This window comes from Pseudomonas sp. TE21435, assembly GCF_056279265.1.
The window spans coordinates 1,678,572-1,698,136 of the sequence record NZ_JBWBQZ010000001.1 but is presented as its reverse complement, the minus strand read 5'-3'; the positions used below and the strand labels follow the sequence as shown (position 1 = coordinate 1,698,136).

Below are 19,565 nucleotides of genomic sequence, written 5' to 3'. Positions count from 1 at the left end.
CCGATTTGCTTTCAGCGCCGCGCAGAAAGTTGTTGCGGCGCCAGGAATGCGTCGTGGAAGTAATTGTGGAACGCGTGCATCGCCGGGCTGAATTCCCGCTCGCGATGCCAGGCCAGGCCGACGCTCATGGGGGTGACCTTGTCGGTGATGGTAACGGTTTCGATGCGTTTACCCTCCAGCGACCACGGACGGTGTACCAGGTCGGAGAGGATCGCCACGCCGCTGCCGTTGGCCACCATGCTGCGCACCGCTTCCACGGAGCTGGTGCGGATTCGCACGTTGGGCTGCTGTCGGGCATGTTCCCAGTAGCGCATGGCGCTTTGTTCGGCTTCGTCGACGGTAAGCAGGATGAAGGGCTCCTGTGTGACGTCGGCAAGGCTCACGGCCGAGTGTTCGCACAGCGGGTGATGGCTGGGCAGCCACAGCCGGCGCTCGGAATTGAACAGGGTTTTCGAGACGATGTCCGGGTGGGTCAGGTTCGAGGTCAGCACCACCGCCATGTCGAATTCGCCTTCCAGCAGGCCTTGCTCGATGGCCTGGCGCTCCCGTTCGTGCACTTCGATGGCCACGTCCGGGTGCCAGTGTTCCAGGCGTTGCAGATGGTGCGGCAGGAAGTAGCCGATCACCGTGTAACTGGCCGCTACCCGCAACAGGCCGGTGGCGCGAACGTCCGGCAGTGGGCTGTTAAGGGCATCGTCGACGCTGCGCAAGATCACGTAGGCCCGATTGAGAAAGTGCCGTCCGGCATCGGTCAGGCTCATGCCCTGGGCCGAACGCTGGAACAGTAGCGTGCCGAGCATGCCCTCCAGCTCCTTGATCGCTGTGGTCACCGCCGACTGGGAAATATTCAAATGAATCGCAGCCTGGGAGATTTGCCCGATCTCGGCCGTGGCGACGAAATAGCGAACCTGGCGCAGGGTCAGTGACATGAACACTCCGCTTGATGAGGTATCTGATTTTCAGAAGATATCCCCTCTGATAATAGATCTTCCCAAGGGGGTGGCTGGAATTTAACGTGCTCTGCATGAAGTCACAAGCGTCAGGAGCAAGTGTCATGCAGGCAGTAGATTTCAATTCGGACATGGGCGAAGGCTTCGGTCCGTGGACTATCGGCGACGGCGTCGACAACGAACTGATGGGCTTCATCAGCTCGGCCAACATCGCCACCGGTTTCCATGCCGGCGATCCCGGCACCATGCGTCGCACTGTCGAGCAGGCCAAGCGCCTGGGCGTGGCCGTCGGTGCCCATCCGGGCTTTCGCGACCTGGTCGGTTTCGGCCGCCGTCACATCAATGCACCGGCCCAGGAGCTGGTGGACGACATGCTCTATCAGCTGGGCGCCCTGCGTGAACTCGCCCGGGTTCAAGGCGTGGCCCTGCAACACATCAAACCCCACGGCGCGCTGTACATGCACCTGGCCCGGGACGAGGAAACGGCGCGTTTGCTGGTGGAAAACCTGCAGCGCCTGGAGCCCGAGCTGCTGCTGTATTGCATGCCTGACTCGGCGATCTGGCGTATCGCCACGGAGCTAGGCCAACCGGTGATCCGCGAGTTCTACGCCGACCGCGAATACGACCTCAGCGGCTCCATCGTCTTCACCCGCAATGTGCGTGCCTACGACCCCGCGCAAGTAGCTGCGCGGGTACTGCGTGCCTGCCAGGAAGGCGTGGTGCGCACGGTGGAGGGTGAAGACCTGACGATCGAATTCGACTCCATTTGCTTGCACAGCGATACACCCGGAGCCCTGGTACTGGTCGAGGCTACCCGTAATGCGCTCGATGGCGCGGGGATCCAGGTGCGCGCACCGCGATAACGCACCCGAAGACACCTGGCACGCAGACGCCAGGGCTTACTCGACACACAGATTTTTTTGCCTGCCTTTCTACAACTATTCCAAGAGGAACAGACATGGCGCAGCACACAGTCATCACCCCGTTGCCGGGGACCTTCTACCGCAAAGCTACCCCGGACTCGCCGAACTACGTCGAGGCGGGTGCCCAGGTCAGCGCCGACACGGTGATTGGCCTGATCGAGGTCATGAAGCAGTTTTCCGAACTGACCGCGGGTACAGCAGGGCGTCTGGACGCGTTTCTGGTCGAAGACGGTGATCCGGTGGAGCCGGGTCAGGTCATCGCTACACTCGAAGACGCGTGAGGGCACGACCATGACCCAAGGCATTGGTAAACTGCTGATCGCCAACCGCGGCGAGATTGCCGTGCGGATCATCCGCGCCGCGCAAGCGCTGGGGATTCCCACTGTGGCGGCGTGCAGCGAAGCAGACGTCGATTCCCAGGCCGCACGCATGGCCGACGAAGTGCACATCCTCGGCCCGGCCCGCGCCGACAAGAGCTACCTCAATGTCGAAGCGCTGCTCGGTGCCCTGAAGGCCACCGGCGCCAACGCGGTGCACCCAGGCTACGGCTTTCTCTCGGAGAACGCCGAATTTGCCGAAGCGGTGCAAGCCGCCGGGGCGATTTTCGTCGGCCCAAGCCCCGAGACCATCCGGCGCATGGGCGACAAGGCCGAAGCCCGGCGCACTGCGCAAGCCGCGGGTGTGCCGGTGGTGCCCGGCTCCCCGGATGAACTGTTCGATGTGGAGTCGGCGCTCAAAGCCGCCGAATCCGTCGGCTTCCCGCTGCTGATCAAGGCCTCGGCCGGTGGCGGCGGGCGTGGGATTCGCCTGGCGGAAAACCCGCAGCAACTGAGCGAAGAATTCCCCCGTTCCCAGCGCGAAGCCCAGGCCGCCTTTGGCAATGGCGCGGTGTATCTGGAGCGCTTCATCGGCAAGGCCCGGCATATCGAAGTGCAGGTGCTGGGCGATGGCAAGCATGCGGTGCACCTGTTCGAACGGGAATGTTCGCTGCAACGCCGTCGGCAGAAGATCTTCGAAGAAGCGCCGTCGCCGGTCCTCGACGCGCAGCAGCGCGAGGCCCTCTGCGCGAGTGCCGTGCGCCTGACCGAGGCCCTGGGCTATCAGGGCGCGGGCACCCTTGAGTATCTGTACGACGACGCCACCGGAGAGTTTTTCTTCATCGAGATGAACACGCGGATCCAGGTGGAACACCCGGTCAGCGAGCTAATCACCGGCATTGATCTGGTTCAGGCCATGTTGCGCATCGCCGGCGGCGAACCGCTGGGCCTCAAGCAAAGCGATATCCGGCTCAACGGCGCGGCCCTGCAAATGCGCCTGAACGCCGAAGACCCGGCGCGGGATTTCTTCCCAAGCCCGGGTCTTGTGCAAGCGCTGAACTGGCCGGAAGGCGAGGGCGTGCGCGTAGACAGCCATCTGTATGAAGGCTACCGAGTACCGCCATACTATGACTCGCTGCTGGCCAAGCTGATCGTCCATGGCAGCGATCGCGACGAGGCCCTGGCCCGCGCGCGACTGGCCGTGGAGCAGACCACGCTCACGGGCATGGCCAGCACCTTGTCTCTGCATGGCGAGTTGCTGGAGCAACCCTGGCTGCACACTGCCGATTTCCACACCGGCACTTTGGAAACCTGGCTGGCCGAGCGCCGCAGCGGAGGTGCAGCATGAGCAGTCCGATTCGCTACAGCTTTGGCGCCGACGAGCATCTGTTTGCCGAAGTCAGCGACAGCATGTCCCTTGAAGCCTTCTTCAAGGGCATGGCCGTCACCCGTGCGGTGGAGCGCTTGGCCCTCGATGGCGTGCTCGACGTGTGCCTGGCCAACGCCTCGTTCCAGATCCGTTTCGACCCGGACCGCATCGCCCCGGCCGATCTGCTCGAAGCGGTGAAGGGCGCCGAAGCCGAGGCCGTGGCCGAGCGCACCCTGCATACCCGGATCATCGAAATCCCGGTGCTCTACAACGATCCGTGGACCCACGAAACCCTGATGCGCTTTCGCGACCGCCACCAGGACCCGAACGCCACGGATCTGGAGTACGCCGCGCGCATCAACGGCCTGGCCGACGTCGAGGCGTTCATCGCCGCCCACAGTGGCGCGCCGTGGTTCGTTTCGATGGTGGGCTTCGTGGCGGGCCTGCCGTTCATGTTCCAGATGGTCGAGCGCGAACGCCAGTTGCAGGTGCCCAAGTACCTGCGACCGCGTACCGACACGCCGAAATTGACCCTGGGCCATGGCGGCTGCTTCGGTTGCATCTACTCGGTGCGTGGCGCCGGTGGCTACCAGATGTTTGGCGTCACTCCGGCACCGATCTATGACCCGCAGCAGAACCTGGGGTACCTGAAGGAACACATGGTGTTCTTCCGTCCCGGCGACATTGTGCAGTTCAAGTCGATGGACCGCGCTGCCTATGACCACGCCGTGGCCGAGGTCGAAGCCGGACGCTTCGACCTGCGCATCCGTCCAGTGGAGTTCTCGCTTGATGCGTTCCTCGCCGACCCGATCGGCTATCCCAAGTCGCTGCAGGAGGTGCTGGCATGATCAAGGTACTCAAACCCGGTCTGGCCACCTCAGTGCAGGACCTCGGCCGCGAGGGCTACTACCATCTGGGTATCCCGCCTTCCGGGGCACTGGACCAGTACGCCCTGAGCGCGGCCAACCAGTTGGTGGGCAACCCGGCCAATTCGGCGGCGCTGGAGTGCACCTTGCTGGGGCCGGAGCTGGAGTTTCAGCATGACGCCCTGGTGGCGGTATGTGGTGCGCAGATGACGCCGAAAGTCGATGGCGTGGACATGCACTTGGACACCGCCTTCGAAGTGAAGGCCGGACAAGTGCTGCGTTTCGATTTTCCCAAGGCTGGCGCGCGGGCTTATCTGGCGGTGGCCGGCGGTATCGATGTACCGGTGGTGCTCGGCAGTCGTTCCACCTACGCGCTGGGGGCGCTGGGTGGTTTTCAGGGGCGCAGGCTGGTGATTGGCGATGAACTGCCGATAGGCGCCGCCAGCGGCAAGGGGCGTGTCGGGGCGAGTCTGCCCATGGCGTTGCGACAGTCGCTGGGAGGGGAGATCACCCTGCGGGTGGTGCCGGGGCTGTACTACGATCGCTTGACCCTGGCGGCGGCGGACAGCTTTTTCGCCGAAGCCTGGACCGTCGGCTCGGAGGCAGATCGCATCGGCTATCGCTTCAAGGGTGGCAGCCCGCTGAGCTTCCAGCCTCGCGAGCAGCCGTTCGGCGCCGGCTCCGATCCTTCGAACATCGTCGACAGCTGCTACCCGATCGGCTCTATCCAGGTGCCGGCAGGGCTCGAGCCCATCATTCTGCACCGCGATGCAGTGTCCGGTGGCGGCTACGCGATGATCGGCACAGTGATCAGCGCCGACCTCGATCTGGTCGGCCAGATGCAACCCAACCAGAAGGCCCGCTTCGTCGCGGTGACGCTGGAAGAGGCGCTGCAAGCCCGACGCTCCTACAAGAAAAAACTCAGCTGTTTGAGCAAGCTGTTCCCTTGCTGATCTGCCGCCGCACTGCGCGGGTAAAGCCAAAAAGGCAAGCCAACGCCGCCCCTCGGTACGGGGCGGCTGCCTGAGCTTGAGCCGCTGACGTAAAGAACTAGCGACTGGCAGTCGACCTTTCTAACCAGTCAGCACGAGTCATCTCCCATACTTCGACATCCATCCGTCCAGATACGAAATCTCCTGCCCGCACGTCTACCAAGCGCATACCCTCATGTTTCGAGACCCTGCGAGATGCGTCGTTGGCAACCGCTTTGGGAACCTGCATGACCGGACGCGACAGTGTCTCGAACCAATAGGCATTGATGATCTGGCATGCCTCGCGCATGTAACCCTTTCCCCACCACTGTGGGGCGAGCCAGAAGCCTCTGTTGTTTCCAGGCTGATCATACAAACTGATGCTACCCAGGGTGCAGCTGGCATCGTCGCGCATGCGGATCATCCAGTGCCATTCACGACCTGCTGCCATGGCGGGCAGGGCGATATCTCGGACATAGACCAGCGCCCCGTCTTCTGGATACGGCCATGGGACACGACTGTCCAGGTAGCGAACTACCTCCCAGCAGGGGAACAGCTCCTGGATGATGGGCGAATCCTCTAACTGGAGGGGGGTGAGAACCAGCCGATCAGTAATAAGTGTCGGAAGACAGTCCATGACATTCGTTCCTGGGCATCCCTGTGAGATTTTGATTATCTGTACCGGGCTGGTTTGTGTCGACCGCTTCTGGCCGTGATCTGCTCTCCGCCAGGGGCAGCTATAGGGCGAGAGCAGTTATCCGCGTCTGGCTGCTTTCGACCCATAGCTGCCCTCTTCGAGCGACATCTTCACTTATGGAAGAGCAAGCTCTTACCCTAATGCGGCGGCAAATGCTTCTGGCGTGGGGCTCTCCTGCCATTGTGCGATTGCTCCCGGCAGCACCAGCCATGGCTGCTTGCGCCGAGTCCAGATATGCGCAACCGGCTCGAAGCGCTCAGCCCCTTCCAGGATGCCGGCCCGTACCACTCGCATGCCGGGTGCTGCCGTCGTCTCGTTGAACAGCCGGGTATGACATGTACCGCAGGCATGTTGGGTAGACGTTTGACCTTGGTGTTCATGCTCAAAGATCGCCGTTTCGCCAGACACCTGAACAGCCGAAGCCGCGCTCAGCATGTGCAGACCAAACGCACTGCCGCTCCAGCGCTGGCAGTTCAAACAGTGGCAGGCATACAGCGGCGGCAATTGCCGCGCCACGATCTCAAGGGTGACTTGCCCACATCGGCACTGACCGGTGATTCTCATGCGTTAGTTCCTTACAATGACGCCCGGAAAAATGTGGGCGAATGATCGCTTTTCACGGGCTCGGGCAGAAGATCAAATTAGGAGCAACTGTTGGCCAAGAATGTATGAGCGGTATTGAATGGGAAAGCCAGCGTGTATTTCTCGCCGTGTTGCGCTCTGGTAGCCTGAGCGGCGCGGGGAAGCTGCTGGGTATCGCCCAGGCCACTGCGCGCCGGCGCCTCGACTGTCTTGAACACGCTCTCGGTGTGAGTCTGTTCACCCGCACACCTCAAGGACTGACGCCTACTGCCGGAGCGCAGCGCCTGATCGAACATGTGGAGGCCATGGATCTGGCCGCGCAAACCTTCAACCGCATGGCCAGCTCTGAAGCGTCGATGGATCACGGTACAGTCCGGCTGACCTGTGGCGAGTTGCTTGGCGTCGAAGTATTGCCCGACCTGCTGCGCCCTTTCCATTACGAACACGTCGGACTCAAACTTGAGCTGAGCATAAGCGATGCCCTTGAAGACATCGCCAGGCTGCAATCGGATATTGCGGTGCGGCTGATGCGGCCCAATGAAGCGGATATCACGGTGCGGCGTGTCGGCAGTTTGCAGATTGGCATCCATGCCAGTGCCGGGTGCCTGGAGCGCTACGGTAATCCAACCTCCCTGCTGTCGCTGCGCCAGCGACCGCTGATCGGGCCAGACAGACGCTCAGCGGATTTGCGTCGGTTTATCGACTCTGGTCTGTGCGATGCCGACCAGCATTTCGCCATTGCCTCTGATTATCACCTTGCTCAGCTGGCCGCTCTGAGAGCGGGCTTAGGCTTCGGGCTCTGCCCGACGCAAATCGCAAAATCGCACGGACTGGTACATGTGCTACCACACGATTTTGGCTTTGAGGTTGAGGTGTGGATCGCAATGCACAATGACCTGCGCAAAATTAACAGGATCGCTCAGGCGTTCGAGGTTCTTGGAGAGCAGTTACATCAGTATCTATGCTTAGCCGATCAGTGAGCAGCGTAGGTCGTGGCATCCACTGCTTTGTCTAAACGGCTGCAATGGGTCGATAGCTGCCCCTCGGGGCAGGCAGTGAGCCGCCTAAACGGAGCGTATTGTGAAGAACAGCAAAAAAACCGAATACTGCACGATCTGCGGATGCCTACTCGACAATCCGGAAGATCCACTATCCGGCAATACCGGCGGAGATTGCTGGGGATGCATAGGTGCTATCGAGGCGGAAATGGGGTGCGCAGAGTCGCTCGCCTACGTACGCATAGAATTCGAGGCAGGACTTCGGCCCGGCTGGATTGATCCATTCAAGCCCTAATTCGGAAGCTGCATTACGACCGCTTTGGGTCGGAAGCGGCCAGTCACGAAATGCCGCTAACGACTCATAGTTGGCCTCCAGCGCACTGTCAGAAAACGGGCAAAAGCGGGAATTCGGAGTGCCTGGTTCTGGAGCGGCCTTGCTCCTGTTTTCAGCCTCTCACCGGCGCATGCTCGACCATCAATTCGGTTATCCACTCGATAAACACCCGCACCTTGGCGCTGACATGGCGATTCGGCGGGAAGGCCAGGTACATCGGCATCGGCGACATGTGCCAGTCTTCGAACAGTGGCAGCAGTTCGCCGCTGATCAGGTGGGGTTTGGCCATGTACTGCGGCAGCCAGAGCATCCCGAGGCCAGCCAGGCCGGCGGCAAGGTACGCATTGCCGTCATCGACCGTCAGTTGCGGGCGCGCCTGGACCTCCAAGCGTTCATCACCACGGTGCATCGCGTAGGGCAAAGTTTTGCCTGTACGAAACCAGAGAAAGCCAACGGTTTTGTGCTGGCCTTCCTCCAGCTCAAGGGGGTGCGCCGGTGTCCCGAAGCGCTGCAGATAACCGGGCGTGGCATAGATGCCGAGTTTCAGATCGCCCACATGCCTTGCCACCAAGGACTGGTCGGTGATCTCGCCGCCACGCACCACGCAGTCAATGTTTTCACCAATGATGTCGACGATGCGATCGCTCACGCCCACCGTCAGCTGGATTTCCGGATAACGTGCAAAGAACCCCGGCAAGGCAGGTATGAGCAGCATTCGCGCCAGCGGGCTGGGTACATCCACCCGCAGCCGGGCCGCGCGGCGCCATCGACGCGCTGGACAAGCTGGTCTCGGCGTCGTCCATGTCTGCCAGTAACCGGACGACACGTTCGTAGTAGGCCGCGCCGTCGGCGGTGACATTGACCTTGCGCGTGGTGCGGTTGAGCAGGCGCACGCGCAGCCTTGCTTCCAACTGCTGAATGAGCTGCGTCACGGTGGTCTTGCTCATGTGCAGGGTAGCGGCCGCCTTGGTGAAACTGCCGGTTTCCACCACCCGGGCAAACGCCTGCATTGCATCGAATCGGTCCATTCCACGCCTCGTTGGCACCTGGATTGTTTGGAGTATACAAACAGTCCTGGCCAGAACTGCCCGTTTATCCAGGGTAGAGGGCCTTTTTATAGTGGCCTGACCGTAAACACCGGGCCGCGATGGCCCAGAACGAGGTAGGCCATGTCCAGCAAACGTGATGTCGTTTTCCCGCCAGATCGCCATGCTTTGTACGAGTTGCACCGCTACTCACCGGCGATTCGCTCCAATGGTTTTCTGTTCGTATCCGGTCAGGTCGGCAGCCGCAAGGATGGTTCGGCCGAGCCGGACCTCGCGGCGCAGGTTCGCCTGGCCTTTGCCAATCTCAACGCGATCCTGGCCGAGGCCGGTGGTAGTTTCGAGGATGTGGTTGATACGACCATCTTCATGGTCGACCCCGACTCGACATTCGAAACCATCTGGGAGGTTGCAGCCGAATATTGGGGCGAGGCGCCTTATCCCACGGTGACCGCTGTCGGCGTGACCTGGCTGTCCGGCTTCGACTTCGAAATCAAGGTGATCGCGAAACTGCCGCAATAGTAATGGGGTAGGGGGCACGTTCATAACGCGTCCTACAGGCATGAATAAGATTTTCCCTATTTCGAGTAGTCCGTTTCCGAAGCATGCTTTGGCCACTGTTGCGCCCTCGAAGTGGCGGCTAGTCTCGCTGGGTCGTTGCCAAATCAACGACCAGGTCTGCAAGCCTGCGCGGTATTACGATGGTGCTCACCATGAGCCTCGGCGTTGAGTCGTGGGTCTCGCTTTATGGTGGCTACGTGCGGGTGACCTTTTGGTCAGCCGGGTTTTCGCCTCGTAATGCCCCGGTCTTGCAGACCTGCACGTAGCTGCCACCTTTCACCTGCAAGTGAAAAGGTGGCGGTCTGACTAATGCATTGCGAGGTACTTATGCTCAAGATCGTCCCGGATCCACCACCGTCCACCGAATCCCCCCATCTCCTTGAAGACACCCTGGTCCAGGCCACCGAGTACGTCATGTGCGCGCTGGCCGTCGCCCATCAATCGTTCAATCACCTGCCGAAATCACCGGCCACTTTGGTGATGTTGACGATGATGCACGAGCTTGACGCCACCCGCACATTGCTGGAGTCGGCACTTGCCCAGCTCCACATGAGTACGCGACCGCCGTCATACACTCTGCACTGACAGAGCCGCCACGGACTGGTGAGAGTGGGCGCTCGGATCAGTGAAACTGCTGATGCGATTCCCGTCATCACCTGGACTTGCCTCATCGCGGGTGTACGACCGAAGACATCCTTTACATCGGGGCAAGCCCGCTTCCACGCATTTGATGCATAACCAGTCGGCGTGCAACCCGGTCTTCGAACCCGCTACATCAAAGACACCCGAGGATTTCGCAGATGGACAACGAAACCCCTGCAGACCACGGCCAGCTCGGCTGGACCGTCGGCACCTGCACCTGCCTGGAAGGCGCAACCAAAGGTACGCGGCTGTTCCGCGTAGAGCCCGGCAACTGCGCGAACCACGCCATGGAGCAGGCTTCCGTATTGCTCGACAGCGCCCGCCGGGCTTCCTTTATCGGTGTGATGGACAACGAACCGGTGCTGGTCTGGGCCTCGCACTACCTGAGCGATATGGCCAAGGCATTGATGGATGATGCCCATATGGGGATTTTGAAGAAGGTGTGAAACAGAGCCCGATGGTCTGGGGACGGGCAGCGCATCCCCCAGGCCGTGCTCGAATGTCCTTGACACCTCCTATCGTGGCGACAAGCCCGTATAGTGCCTAGCGTGGTGTTTCACAAATACGACCATAACTCACGGCGATTTATTGGTCGTATTTGCAAAACACCACACTAGCTCTCATCAGTCAAAGGAGTGGCCATGAAACAAACAGCACATCGCATAGGGAGGGGAATCCGATGCGTATTGCAATGATCCTCGCGACAATCGGGACCACCTTGTCGTTGATGTCGCCGTCGCTATCGGCGTCACCCAGCCAACCTCCGTCTCCGTCAACAGGGCGCGCTGACCAGCAGCGTATCTCGGTCCAGGTCGAAGGCGCGGGCAGGGATGTGATCCTGATTCCGGGGCTGGCATCGTCCCGCGAGGTATGGGCTGACCTTGCTACTCGGTTACGCGAGAACCACCGCCTTCACCTCGTGCAGCTTGCAGGCTTCGCCGGTTTGCCTGCGGTGTCCGATAGCGAAGGGAAAGTGGTCGCTCCAGTGGCCGAGGCCATTGCTGATTACATCCGCACCCAGCATATCGAGGCACCCGTGATCATCGGTCACTCGCTGGGGGGAGAGGTTGCACTCATGCTGGGGGCTCGCCATCCCGATCAGGTCGGTCGCTTGATGATCGTCGATGCGTTGCCGTTCTATACGTTGCTGATCGATCCTTCCGCCACCAGCGAAACCGCTACCGTGCAGGCTGCAGCGATGCGCAGTTCGCTGTTGGCAGCATCGCCGGAGCAGAACGAAGCGATGCAGAGTGCATCCATCGCCCGACTCGCCAAAACCGAGGCGGTAAGACCAGGGCTGATTTCTGCGGGGATCAGTTCTGATCGCAAGACTGTGGCCGACGCGGTGTATGAGTTAATGGTCACTGACTTGCGTCCTGAACTTGGTCGTATCAGTGCTCCGGTTGAGGTCGTGTATGCATACGATGCTTTTTACGGCGTACCTGCATCCAGCGTCGATGCAACGTTCCGTCGGGCCTATGCTTCGACACCTGATATCCATTTCACCCGGATCGATGACAGTTTTCATTTCGTCATGCTCGACCAACCGGCGCGGTTTGCCAGCGCTGTTTCGGCTTTCCTCAAGCCGGGAGCAGAGCGCGGGCAATGACGTAAGTGGCTATGAGAACGAGCGCCGCGCGGGCGGCGCTCGAGGCACAGAAGCCTTCGCGGCGAACACCTGGAAAGGCCTGGCGCTTACGTCCCTGCACCCATCAGAAACTCCCCTTGAGCGTCAACATGAAGTTGCGCGGCTCGCCGTAGTGGTTGCCCCAGCCTGTCGCACCCACGGTGGCGTAATAGCGCTTGTCCAGCAGGTTGTTGCCGTTCAGCGCCAGGCTCCAGTGTTCGTCCAGGCGGTACTGCACGCGGCCGCTCCACAGCGTGTAGCCCGCTTGCTCGATGCTCAGGTTGCCCTGGCGGCGGAAGTTCTCGCTCTGGCTGGATACCCCGGCCCCCACGGTCCAGCGGTCAAGCGCGCCGGCGAGCTGGTAGTCGCCCCAGACCTTGAGCATGTGTCGCGGGATGAAGCTGGACGTGAAGTTGAGCTCGGTCGGGTCGGTCGGGTTGATGGTGTTCAGGTACTTGGTCTGGGTGTAGGTGTAGCCCGCCAGCAGTTGCAGGCGCTCGATGGGCGAGCCGCTGACCTCGGCCTCGAAGCCTTGGGCGCGCACCTTGCCGCTGTCGGTGTAGCAGTACTGGTCGCCCGAACCCTTGCAGGTGTCGACGAAGTCGGTTTCGGCGCGGTGCTCTTCAATGGTGCGGAACAGGTTGAAGGCGGTGTTGAGCGCACCGCCGAACAGTTCACCCTTGATGCCCAGCTCGTAGTTGGCGCCGGTCTTCGGTTGCAGGGCCTGGCCCTGGGCGTTCACCAGGTTGCTCTGCGGCTGGAAAATGTCCGCGTAGCTGGCGTAGGCAGTCCACTCATCATTGAGGTCATAGAGCACTGCGGCGAAAGGCGTGACCTGGCCGTTTTCCTGGCTGCGGTTGTGCACCCAGTAGTCCCAGGCCTGGGTGTAGGAGTCGCTTTCGTTGCGGTACCAACTCACCCGCGTGCCGAGCACCAGGGTCAGCGGCTCGGCCAGCTTCAGGCGCAGGGTGGCATAGGTGCCGTACTGGGTGGTGGTTGAGTCGGTGGGTTCGCTGCCGCCACGGCTGGGGTTGGCCAGAAACTCGTCCTTGGAGGGGTGTGGAAAGGCCGGTGACGGGTCGAAGGGGTTCTGGGTACCGTTGAGCGGCATCAGCGCGAAGTAATCGTGGGTCTTCTGGCGGCTGGCGTTGGCGCCGACGATCAACTCGTGCTCGAGACCGAATGCCTCGAACTTGCCGTCGACGTAGCTATCGAAGCCGTAGTCGTCCTGGTCGTAGTCGAAACGCCCGACATGGCGGCGGATACCGGCACTGCTGGCGCCGACCGGTACCGCGCCTTCGGAGTAGCCGTACTCGAGGTTCTGGTTGTTGTGGGTGTAGACCGAGGCGAAGTTGAGCGTCCAGTCGTCATTGAAGCGATGCTTGAGATCGGCGAAACCTGTGATGCGCTGGCTTTGCAGGTCGTTCCAGCTGGCACCCAGGCAGGTGGAGCGCGACAGCTTCAGGTCGCTGCCATCGGCATAGCGGGGCAGGCCGGTGTAGCAGGGCGAGGCATCGATGTCTTCATAGGCCAGGCCGACGCCCAGGGTGGTGTCAGGCGTCACGTCCCAGTCCAGGGCACCGTACAGCACCTGGTCCTGGCGCTTGGCATTGTCGTAGAAGTACTGGCGATCCTGCAGGGTGGCCACGGCGCGGCCGCGCACGGTACCCGATTCGTTCAGCGGGCCGCCAACGTCCACCTGGCCGCGATAGTTGTCCCAGGTGCCGGCGGACAGGGTCAGTGTGGTCTGGGCCTTGTCCTGTCCACGTTTGCGCACGAAGTTGACGCCGCCTGCCGATGAGCCGGAACCTTTCATCATGCCGGCCGCGCCCTTGAGGATCTCGACCCGGTCGTAGAAGGCCATGTCGCTGGAGAAGCTGTTGGCCTGCACATAGTTGCCGCCCACGTCCAGCGGTACGCCGTCGTACTGGTACTGGCCGTCGAGGTTGAAACCGCGCGAGTAGAAGTACTTGCCGCCCATGGGCGAGTCGTAGACGGTGATGCCGGGGGTCTTGTCGAGCACCTGTTCCAGGGTGTTGAGGTTCTGGTCGTCGAGCATCTTGCGGGTCATGACCGTGACCGACTGCGGTGTCTCCTTGAGCGTATGCACGCCTTTGCCGATGGTCACCGCCCGCGCTGCATAGGACTGGGTGCCCTCGCTGGTGGCGTCGAGGCGGTTGGCGTCGATGGTCAACGGTCCCAGCTCGATCGCGGGGCCATTGTCAGCCGGGACCAGCACATAGCCGCCATTGCCCTGCCGCTGGGCTTGCAGCCCGCTGCTGCCGAGCAGGCGCAGCAGGCCTTCCTCGACGCTGTAGCTGCCGTCGAGCCCAGGGGTGGAGAGATGGCGGGTCTGCTCGGTGTCGAACGAAATGGTCACCCCCGCCTGCACGCCGAACTGGCTGATGGCGTTGCCCAGGGGGCCGGCTGCGATGTGGTAGGCGGTCTGGCTGACGGCCAGGGCGTCGACCGGCGCGAACATCAGGCCAGGCGCGGTGGCGAGGGACAGGCCGAGGGTGAACCGGTGGATGGCGTGGCGCAGGCGGGTGCTGGGCTGGAGCAGGGGCATTGGGTGATCCTTGCGTGTCATGGCGGAAAGTCGCTGTCGTCGCGGCTTGTGTCATGGACGGACGAGAATCGAAATCAGCAAGATTGCGGAAAATTTTTTTTGCACCGGGCTCAGGCAGGTTCGACGTTGACCCAGTAACGGCTCAGGTAGCGCACCCTCACGGGCAGGGATTTCGGCAGGTTCGCCAAGGCGATATCGGTGTCATCGATGGCGAACGAGCCAGAAATGCGCATGCCTTGGACGGACGGCGCGCAACGCAGCACGCCGGGACGGTAGCGGCCCAGTTCGGCGATGAAATCGCCCAGGCGCCAGTCGTTCACGCTGAGCATGCCCTGCACCCAGGCCGCGGAATCGGCGGGCAGGGCTTGTGCGCGGCCGATCGCGTCGCGGTCAAAGCCGGCCTGTTGGCCGGCGTCCAGGCGCAACACCTGGTCGAGGTGGCGTTGCGGGCGTATCTCGACGGCGGACTGCAATACGCCGACCTGTGTCTGCTGCGCTGTTTGGCGCACGCTGAACTGCGTGCCCAGCGCACGCACGCTGCCGTTGTCGGTGTGCACGATGAACGGGCGGCGGGCGGCGTCGCTGGCGGTGCTGATCAGGATCTCGCCGCGATACAACTGGATCGCCCGCACCTGGGCGTCGAAGCGCACGTCGAGGGCGGTGTCGACGTTCAGCTCCAGCTGCGAACCGTCGTCCAGGCGCAGCGAGCGCCGTTCACTGCTGCCGGTGCGCTGCTGGGCGAGCAGGGCGCGATAGGGCACCTGCTCGCTGGCCAACCAGGTACCGCCACCGACGGCCAGTAGCAGGCCCAGCACCTTGAGCACCTCGCGGCGCTGCGCCTGGGCCGCGCCCAGGCCTGACAGCGCAGCCTGGCGCGGCACCGTTGACCACTGGTGTTGGAGTTTCTCCACCCGCGACCAGGCTTCGGCATGCGCGGGGCTTGCGGCCAGCCAATCCCGCCAGGCCTGGGCCCGTGCTATGTCGGCATCACCGTCATTGAGTTGCACGTACCAGGTCGCGGCCGCCTCGAGGGTTTTCAGGTCCACTGGCCGGCCCTCAATTGTCGACCACCAGCAGGCAGCGGGTCATGGCCCGGATCAGGTGGTTCTTGACTGTGGTGATCGATACATCGAAGCGTTCGGCGACCGCCGCGTAGGTCAGCCCTTCCAGTTGCACCGCGAGGAAGATGTCACGGGTCCTGGGGCCGAGCTCGTCGAGCAGTGCATCGACCGCTACCAGCATTTCGATGATCGACAGGCGCGTCTCCGGCGACACTTCGACCGGCTCCGGGCGCAGGGCCAGGGCCTGCAGGTAGGCCTGCTCGATGGCGCGGCGCCTGACTTTGTCGATCAGCAGCGCGCGGGCAATGGCGCTGAGGTAGCTGCGCGCCTCGCGAATGGGGCCTTGGTTGCGGGCAGTCATCACCCGCAGGAAGGTGTCGTGGGCCAGGTCGGACGCATCGGCGGCATTGCCCAGGCGTGCGCGCAGCCAGCTTTTCAGCCAGCCGTTGTTTTCGCAGTACAGCTGGTGAAGCGCCGAGCGGTCGAGCGTCGACATAGAGCGGGATCCAAGGTGTAAATGGTAATTGCTCGCATTGTCTCGGGGTGGCGGGGGGATTGCAAGGTCCGGCCGGCCTGTCGCATCCAGCTCAACTGATGAAAATTATCCTCGATACCAACTCCGCACTGTTCTTCGCCTGCAACTTCTTCATCAGCCGCGCCCGATGCACTTCCACCGTCCGATGCGATATCCCCAGTTGCCGCGCCACTTCCTTGCAGGTCAGCCCGTTCACGATATGCGACGAAATCTGCCGTTCACGCGGCGTCAGTTGCACCGCGGGTGCCGGCTGCCGGTCGAGCCGTTCGAAATGCCAGATCATCAGCTTGAACGGATCCTCTGCCGTTAGCGTAAAGCCCTGGGCCCGGGCCCAGAACACCTCGCCGTTGCGGTGCTGCATGAAACGCTCGTCCGAATAGAAGGCGCCCAGACCGTTGCGCAGCCAGTGCTCGCTGCGCTCGCCAATGCTCTGGTAGTCGGCGTGGGAAGGGTAGAGCAGCAGGGTCAGGTGCCCGCGCAGCTCCTCGCGGGTGTAGCCGAACAGCCGGGCAAAGGCCTCGTTGCAGTCGAGCATGCGCCGGTGGCCGGTGATCAGTTGCGGCGCGGGTGACACCTGGAACGCCAGGCGCTCGAGGTCCGGGGAGGCGTGGGTGGGTACGGTCATCAGGCTTCCTGCCTCGGTGCTTGGGGTCATGTCCCGTAAGCATCACTACTTACTCGTGTACGTAGTTGCCCCAACTAGCGTGGGATTCGGGTGCTGCCACATTGTATGCAATACCCGCTTCAAGGACAGAAGAAAACACCATGTTCCAAGATTCCATCGCCATCGTCGCCGCCGCGCACAGCCCTTTCGGTCGCCTGGATGGCCTGAACCTCGAGGACCTGATCGTCCAGGTCACCCGCGATGCCTTGCAGGATGCAGGTATCGACGCCGCCGAGATCGACGCGCTGTTTCTCGGCCACTTCAACTCGGGCCTGGTGGCCGACGGCTTCCCCGCCTCGCTGATGCTGCAGGCCGACCCCCAGCTGCGCTTCAAGCCCGCCACCCGCTGTGAGAACGCCTGCGCCTCGGGCTCGGCGGCGATCCAGGCCGGGATCAACGCGATCTGCAGCGGCGCCGCCGAGCTGGTGCTGGTGGTCGGCGCGGAGAAGATGACCGGCAACAGCACGGTCGAGGTCACCCGGGCGTTGGCCGGCGCCGGTTACCAGAACGCCTTGCAGGAGGCCGGCCTGAGTTTTGCCCAGCTGTTCGGCCAGGTTGCCCAGCAATACACCGAGCGTTACCACAGCCCACTGGCATCGATGGCGGCGATCGCGGTGAAGAACCACGCCAATGCCATGGCCAACCCGCTGGCGCAGATGCACCGGGTGATGGACTTCGAGCACTGCAACCAGGTGTCGCCGAGCAACCCGCTGATCGCGGCGCCCCTGCGCCTGACCGACTGCTCGCTGATCAGCGACGGTGCTGCGGCGATCATCCTGGCTTCGCCCGCCCGCGCCCGCTCGATGCGGCGCCAGGTGGCGATCCGCTCTATGGTCCAGGTCAATGACTTCCTGCCGTTGTCGCGCCGCGACATGCTGGCCTTCGAGGGGCCGCAGCGGGCCATCCACGGGGCGCTGCGCGAGGCGGGGGTGACCCTCAACGACCTGAGTTTCGCCGAGGTGCACGACTGCTTCACCATCGCCGAACTGCTGATCTACGAAGCCATGGGCCTGGCGCCGCGTGGCGAGGGGCACCGCGCCCTGGACGACGGCATCGTGCGCCAGGGTGGGCGCTTGCCGGTTAACCTGTCCGGCGGGCTCAAGGCCAAGGGGCATCCGGTGGGGGCCACCGGGGTGTCGATGCATGCCCTGGGTTTCGCCCAGCTGACCGGCAAGCCCATCGGCCTGGGCGTGCCCAACGCCGAGTTCGGCCTGCTGTTCAACATGGGCGGCATGGCGGTAGCCAACTACGCCAGCGTGCTGCAAGCCGTCAGGGTCTGAGGCATGAACATCGCCCATTGGTTGCAGGACGCGGCCCAGCGTTGGCCTGAGCGGCCGGCGTTGTTCGAGGGGACGCGGCAGATCGCCGACTACCGGATGTTTGCCACCCAGGTGCGGACACGGGCTCTGGAGCTGCGTCACGTGCACGGCATCGAACCGGGCGAGCGGGTGGCGCTGTTGATGAAGAACAGCTGCGACTACCTGCAACTGCTCTACGCGATCTGGTGGTGCGGTGCGGTGGCGGTGCCGATCAACCACAAGCTGCACGCCCTGGAAGCCGCGTGGATCGCCGGCAATGCCGGGGCGCGGCTGATCTTCACCGACGAGGGCCAGCTGTTCGCCGACCTGGCATTGCCGAACGGCTGTCGCGAGCTGGCTACGCCTTTCCAGCGCATGCCGGGGTTGCCGGCCAGCGATGAGCTGCAGGCGCCGCACCCACGCCTGGACAGCGACCTGGCCTGGCTGTTCTACACCTCCGGCACCACCGGGCGTTCCAAGGGGGTGATGCTGTCCCATGGCAACCTGATCGCCATGTCGCTGTGCTATCCGCTGGATGTCGACCCGGTAGCCGCCGATGACGCCGTGGTCTATGCCGCGCCGATGTCCCACGGCGCAGGGCTTTACAACTTCATCCACGTGCGTTGCGGCGCCCGGCACGTGGTGCCCCTGTCCCGGGGCTTTCAGGCGACGGAGCTGTTCACCCTGGCGCGATCGCTCGCGCAGGTCAGCCTGTTCGCCGCGCCGACCATGGTCAAGCGCATGGTCGAGCAGGCACGCCAGCAGGGCTACGCCGGCGAAGGCATCAAGACCATCGTCTACGGCGGCGGCCCGATGTACCTGGCGGACCTGGTGGATGCCCTGGATACCTTCGGCCCGCGCCTGGTGCAGATCTACGGCCAGGGCGAATGCCCGATGACCATCAGCGCATTGTCCCGCGAGGCCATCGCCGACCGTGGCAACCCGGGCTGGCCAGCCATCGCCGCTTCCGTTGGTCGGGCCCAGGCCTGCGTGGAGGTGCGCGTGGTCGATGGCGCGGGCCGGGAGACGGCGGCTGGCGAGGCAGGGGAGATCGTCGTGCGCGGCCCGGTGGTGATGCAGGGTTACTGGGACAATCCCCAGGCCACCGCGACGGCCCTGGTGGACGGCTGGCTGCACACCGGCGATATCGGCTTTCTCGACGGCCAGGGCTACCTGTCGCTGACCGACCGCAGCAAGGACGTGATCATTTCCGGGGGCAGCAACATCTATCCCCGCGAGGTCGAGGAAGTGCTGATCCAGCACCCCGAAGTGTTCGAGGCCTGCGTGGTGGGCGAAGCCGACGCCGAGTGGGGCGAGTCGGTGGTGGCCTTCGTTGTGCCGCGCACGGCAGGCAGCCTCGATGCGCGGACCCTCAATGAGTGGTTCCTGGCGCGTATGGCCTCGTTCAAGAAACCGAAGAAGTACCTGTTCTGCGCCGAGCTGCCGAAAAACAGCTATGGCAAGATTCTCAAGACCCAGTTGCGCCAATGGCTGCAGGACCCGGACGGGTCGCTCGGCAGCGCTTGAGCCGCGACATTTCATGGAAAGCGACACGACA

The 19,565-nt window shown here is 62.9% G+C and carries 19 protein-coding genes and 1 pseudogene; 12 read left to right on the top strand and 8 right to left on the bottom strand.

The features are described from left to right. Positions 1-11: 11 nt before the first annotated feature. A complete protein-coding gene (locus ACZ9C1_RS07655) occupies positions 12-929 on the bottom strand; it encodes a LysR family transcriptional regulator (RefSeq protein WP_102682418.1) in 918 nt (305 codons plus the stop codon). Positions 930-1,054: 125 nt separating this feature from the next. Between ACZ9C1_RS07655 and ACZ9C1_RS07650 the strand changes: the two genes are divergently transcribed. The 5 genes from ACZ9C1_RS07650 to ACZ9C1_RS07630 all read left to right on the top strand — a co-directional run bounded on the left by ACZ9C1_RS07650 (position 1,055) and on the right by ACZ9C1_RS07630 (position 5,378). Then, positions 1,055-1,813, top strand: coding sequence for a 5-oxoprolinase subunit PxpA (locus ACZ9C1_RS07650; RefSeq protein ID WP_277504586.1), 759 nt, complete (start codon positions 1,055-1,057; stop codon positions 1,811-1,813). A 95-nt stretch (positions 1,814-1,908) separates the two neighbouring features. Continuing rightward, on the top strand, positions 1,909-2,154 hold the full coding sequence (locus ACZ9C1_RS07645; RefSeq protein ID WP_046855294.1) for an acetyl-CoA carboxylase: 246 nt from the start codon (positions 1,909-1,911) through the stop codon (positions 2,152-2,154). Positions 2,155-2,164: 10 nt separating this feature from the next. Then, complete coding sequence (locus ACZ9C1_RS07640; RefSeq protein ID WP_457378618.1) at positions 2,165-3,538, top strand: acetyl-CoA carboxylase biotin carboxylase subunit; 1,374 nt, start codon at positions 2,165-2,167, stop codon at positions 3,536-3,538. After that, the gene (locus tag ACZ9C1_RS07635) at positions 3,535-4,407 is read left to right on the top strand and encodes a 5-oxoprolinase subunit B family protein (RefSeq protein WP_277504577.1); all 873 of its coding nucleotides are present in this window, start codon (positions 3,535-3,537) and stop codon (positions 4,405-4,407) included. Before ACZ9C1_RS07640 ends, ACZ9C1_RS07635 begins: the two co-directional genes overlap by 4 nt. Next, positions 4,404-5,378 (top strand): 5-oxoprolinase subunit C family protein, encoded by a 975-nt coding sequence (locus ACZ9C1_RS07630; protein ID WP_102682421.1) that lies wholly within the window; start codon positions 4,404-4,406, stop codon positions 5,376-5,378. The genes ACZ9C1_RS07635 and ACZ9C1_RS07630 overlap by 4 nt, the downstream gene beginning before the upstream one ends. Before the next feature lie 97 nt (positions 5,379-5,475). Here the strand turns inward: ACZ9C1_RS07630 and ACZ9C1_RS07625 are convergent, their stop codons facing one another. Next, positions 5,476-6,033, bottom strand: a complete 558-nt coding sequence (locus ACZ9C1_RS07625; RefSeq protein ID WP_476253833.1) for a GNAT family N-acetyltransferase — start codon at positions 6,031-6,033, stop codon at positions 5,476-5,478. Positions 6,034-6,225: 192 nt separating this feature from the next. Beyond that, positions 6,226-6,657, bottom strand: a complete 432-nt coding sequence (locus ACZ9C1_RS07620) for a GFA family protein (protein ID WP_012051932.1) — start codon at positions 6,655-6,657, stop codon at positions 6,226-6,228. 41 nt (positions 6,658-6,698) lie between these two features. Between ACZ9C1_RS07620 and ACZ9C1_RS07615 the strand changes: the two genes are divergently transcribed. After that, entirely contained in the window at positions 6,699-7,655 is a 957-nt protein-coding gene (locus ACZ9C1_RS07615; protein ID WP_476253832.1) for a LysR family transcriptional regulator, read from the top strand. A gap of 464 nt (positions 7,656-8,119) precedes the next feature. On the opposite strand, the pseudogene ACZ9C1_RS07610 reads toward ACZ9C1_RS07615, so the two are convergent. Beyond that, a pseudogene (locus tag ACZ9C1_RS07610) lies at positions 8,120-9,035 on the bottom strand (LysR family transcriptional regulator). Between the two features lie 141 nt (positions 9,036-9,176). On the opposite strand from ACZ9C1_RS07610, the gene ACZ9C1_RS07605 reads away from it, so the two are divergent. The 4 genes from ACZ9C1_RS07605 (at position 9,177) to ACZ9C1_RS07590 (ending at position 11,862) form a co-directional block, all read left to right on the top strand. Further along, positions 9,177-9,572: a RidA family protein gene (locus ACZ9C1_RS07605; protein ID WP_476253831.1), complete on the top strand. Its 396-nt coding sequence runs from the start codon at positions 9,177-9,179 to the stop codon at positions 9,570-9,572. 366 nt (positions 9,573-9,938) lie between these two features. Beyond that, positions 9,939-10,196 (top strand): hypothetical protein, encoded by a 258-nt coding sequence (locus tag ACZ9C1_RS07600; protein ID WP_110702331.1) that lies wholly within the window; start codon positions 9,939-9,941, stop codon positions 10,194-10,196. Positions 10,197-10,411: 215 nt separating this feature from the next. Then, the gene (locus ACZ9C1_RS07595; RefSeq protein ID WP_198754240.1) at positions 10,412-10,699 is read left to right on the top strand and encodes a DUF3077 domain-containing protein; all 288 of its coding nucleotides are present in this window, start codon (positions 10,412-10,414) and stop codon (positions 10,697-10,699) included. Positions 10,700-10,932: 233 nt separating this feature from the next. Then, entirely contained in the window at positions 10,933-11,862 is a 930-nt protein-coding gene (locus ACZ9C1_RS07590) for an alpha/beta fold hydrolase (RefSeq protein WP_476253830.1), read from the top strand. Between the two features lie 103 nt (positions 11,863-11,965). On the opposite strand, the gene ACZ9C1_RS07585 is transcribed toward ACZ9C1_RS07590, so the two are convergent. The 4 genes from ACZ9C1_RS07585 to ACZ9C1_RS07570 all read right to left on the bottom strand — a co-directional run bounded on the left by ACZ9C1_RS07585 (position 11,966) and on the right by ACZ9C1_RS07570 (position 16,670). Beyond that, positions 11,966-14,449: a TonB-dependent siderophore receptor gene (locus ACZ9C1_RS07585; RefSeq protein ID WP_476253829.1), complete on the bottom strand. Its 2,484-nt coding sequence runs from the start codon at positions 14,447-14,449 to the stop codon at positions 11,966-11,968. A gap of 110 nt (positions 14,450-14,559) precedes the next feature. Continuing rightward, a complete protein-coding gene (locus ACZ9C1_RS07580) occupies positions 14,560-15,495 on the bottom strand; it encodes a FecR domain-containing protein (RefSeq protein ID WP_214501795.1) in 936 nt (311 codons plus the stop codon). A gap of 10 nt (positions 15,496-15,505) precedes the next feature. Next, positions 15,506-16,006 (bottom strand): sigma-70 family RNA polymerase sigma factor, encoded by a 501-nt coding sequence (locus tag ACZ9C1_RS07575; protein ID WP_046855312.1) that lies wholly within the window; start codon positions 16,004-16,006, stop codon positions 15,506-15,508. A gap of 91 nt (positions 16,007-16,097) precedes the next feature. Beyond that, complete coding sequence (locus ACZ9C1_RS07570; protein ID WP_102682432.1) at positions 16,098-16,670, bottom strand: LuxR C-terminal-related transcriptional regulator; 573 nt, start codon at positions 16,668-16,670, stop codon at positions 16,098-16,100. Positions 16,671-16,810: 140 nt separating this feature from the next. Here ACZ9C1_RS07570 and ACZ9C1_RS07565 point away from each other — a divergent pair, with 140 nt between their 5' ends. Both ACZ9C1_RS07565 and ACZ9C1_RS07560 read left to right on the top strand, forming a co-directional pair. Beyond that, positions 16,811-17,989 carry an acetyl-CoA acetyltransferase gene (locus ACZ9C1_RS07565; protein ID WP_277504558.1) on the top strand — a complete coding sequence of 393 codons (1,179 nt, stop codon included), beginning with the start codon at positions 16,811-16,813 and terminating at the stop codon, positions 17,987-17,989. 3 nt (positions 17,990-17,992) lie between these two features. Beyond that, positions 17,993-19,534, top strand: coding sequence for a class I adenylate-forming enzyme family protein (locus ACZ9C1_RS07560; protein WP_277504554.1), 1,542 nt, complete (start codon positions 17,993-17,995; stop codon positions 19,532-19,534). Positions 19,535-19,565 lie beyond the last annotated feature (31 nt).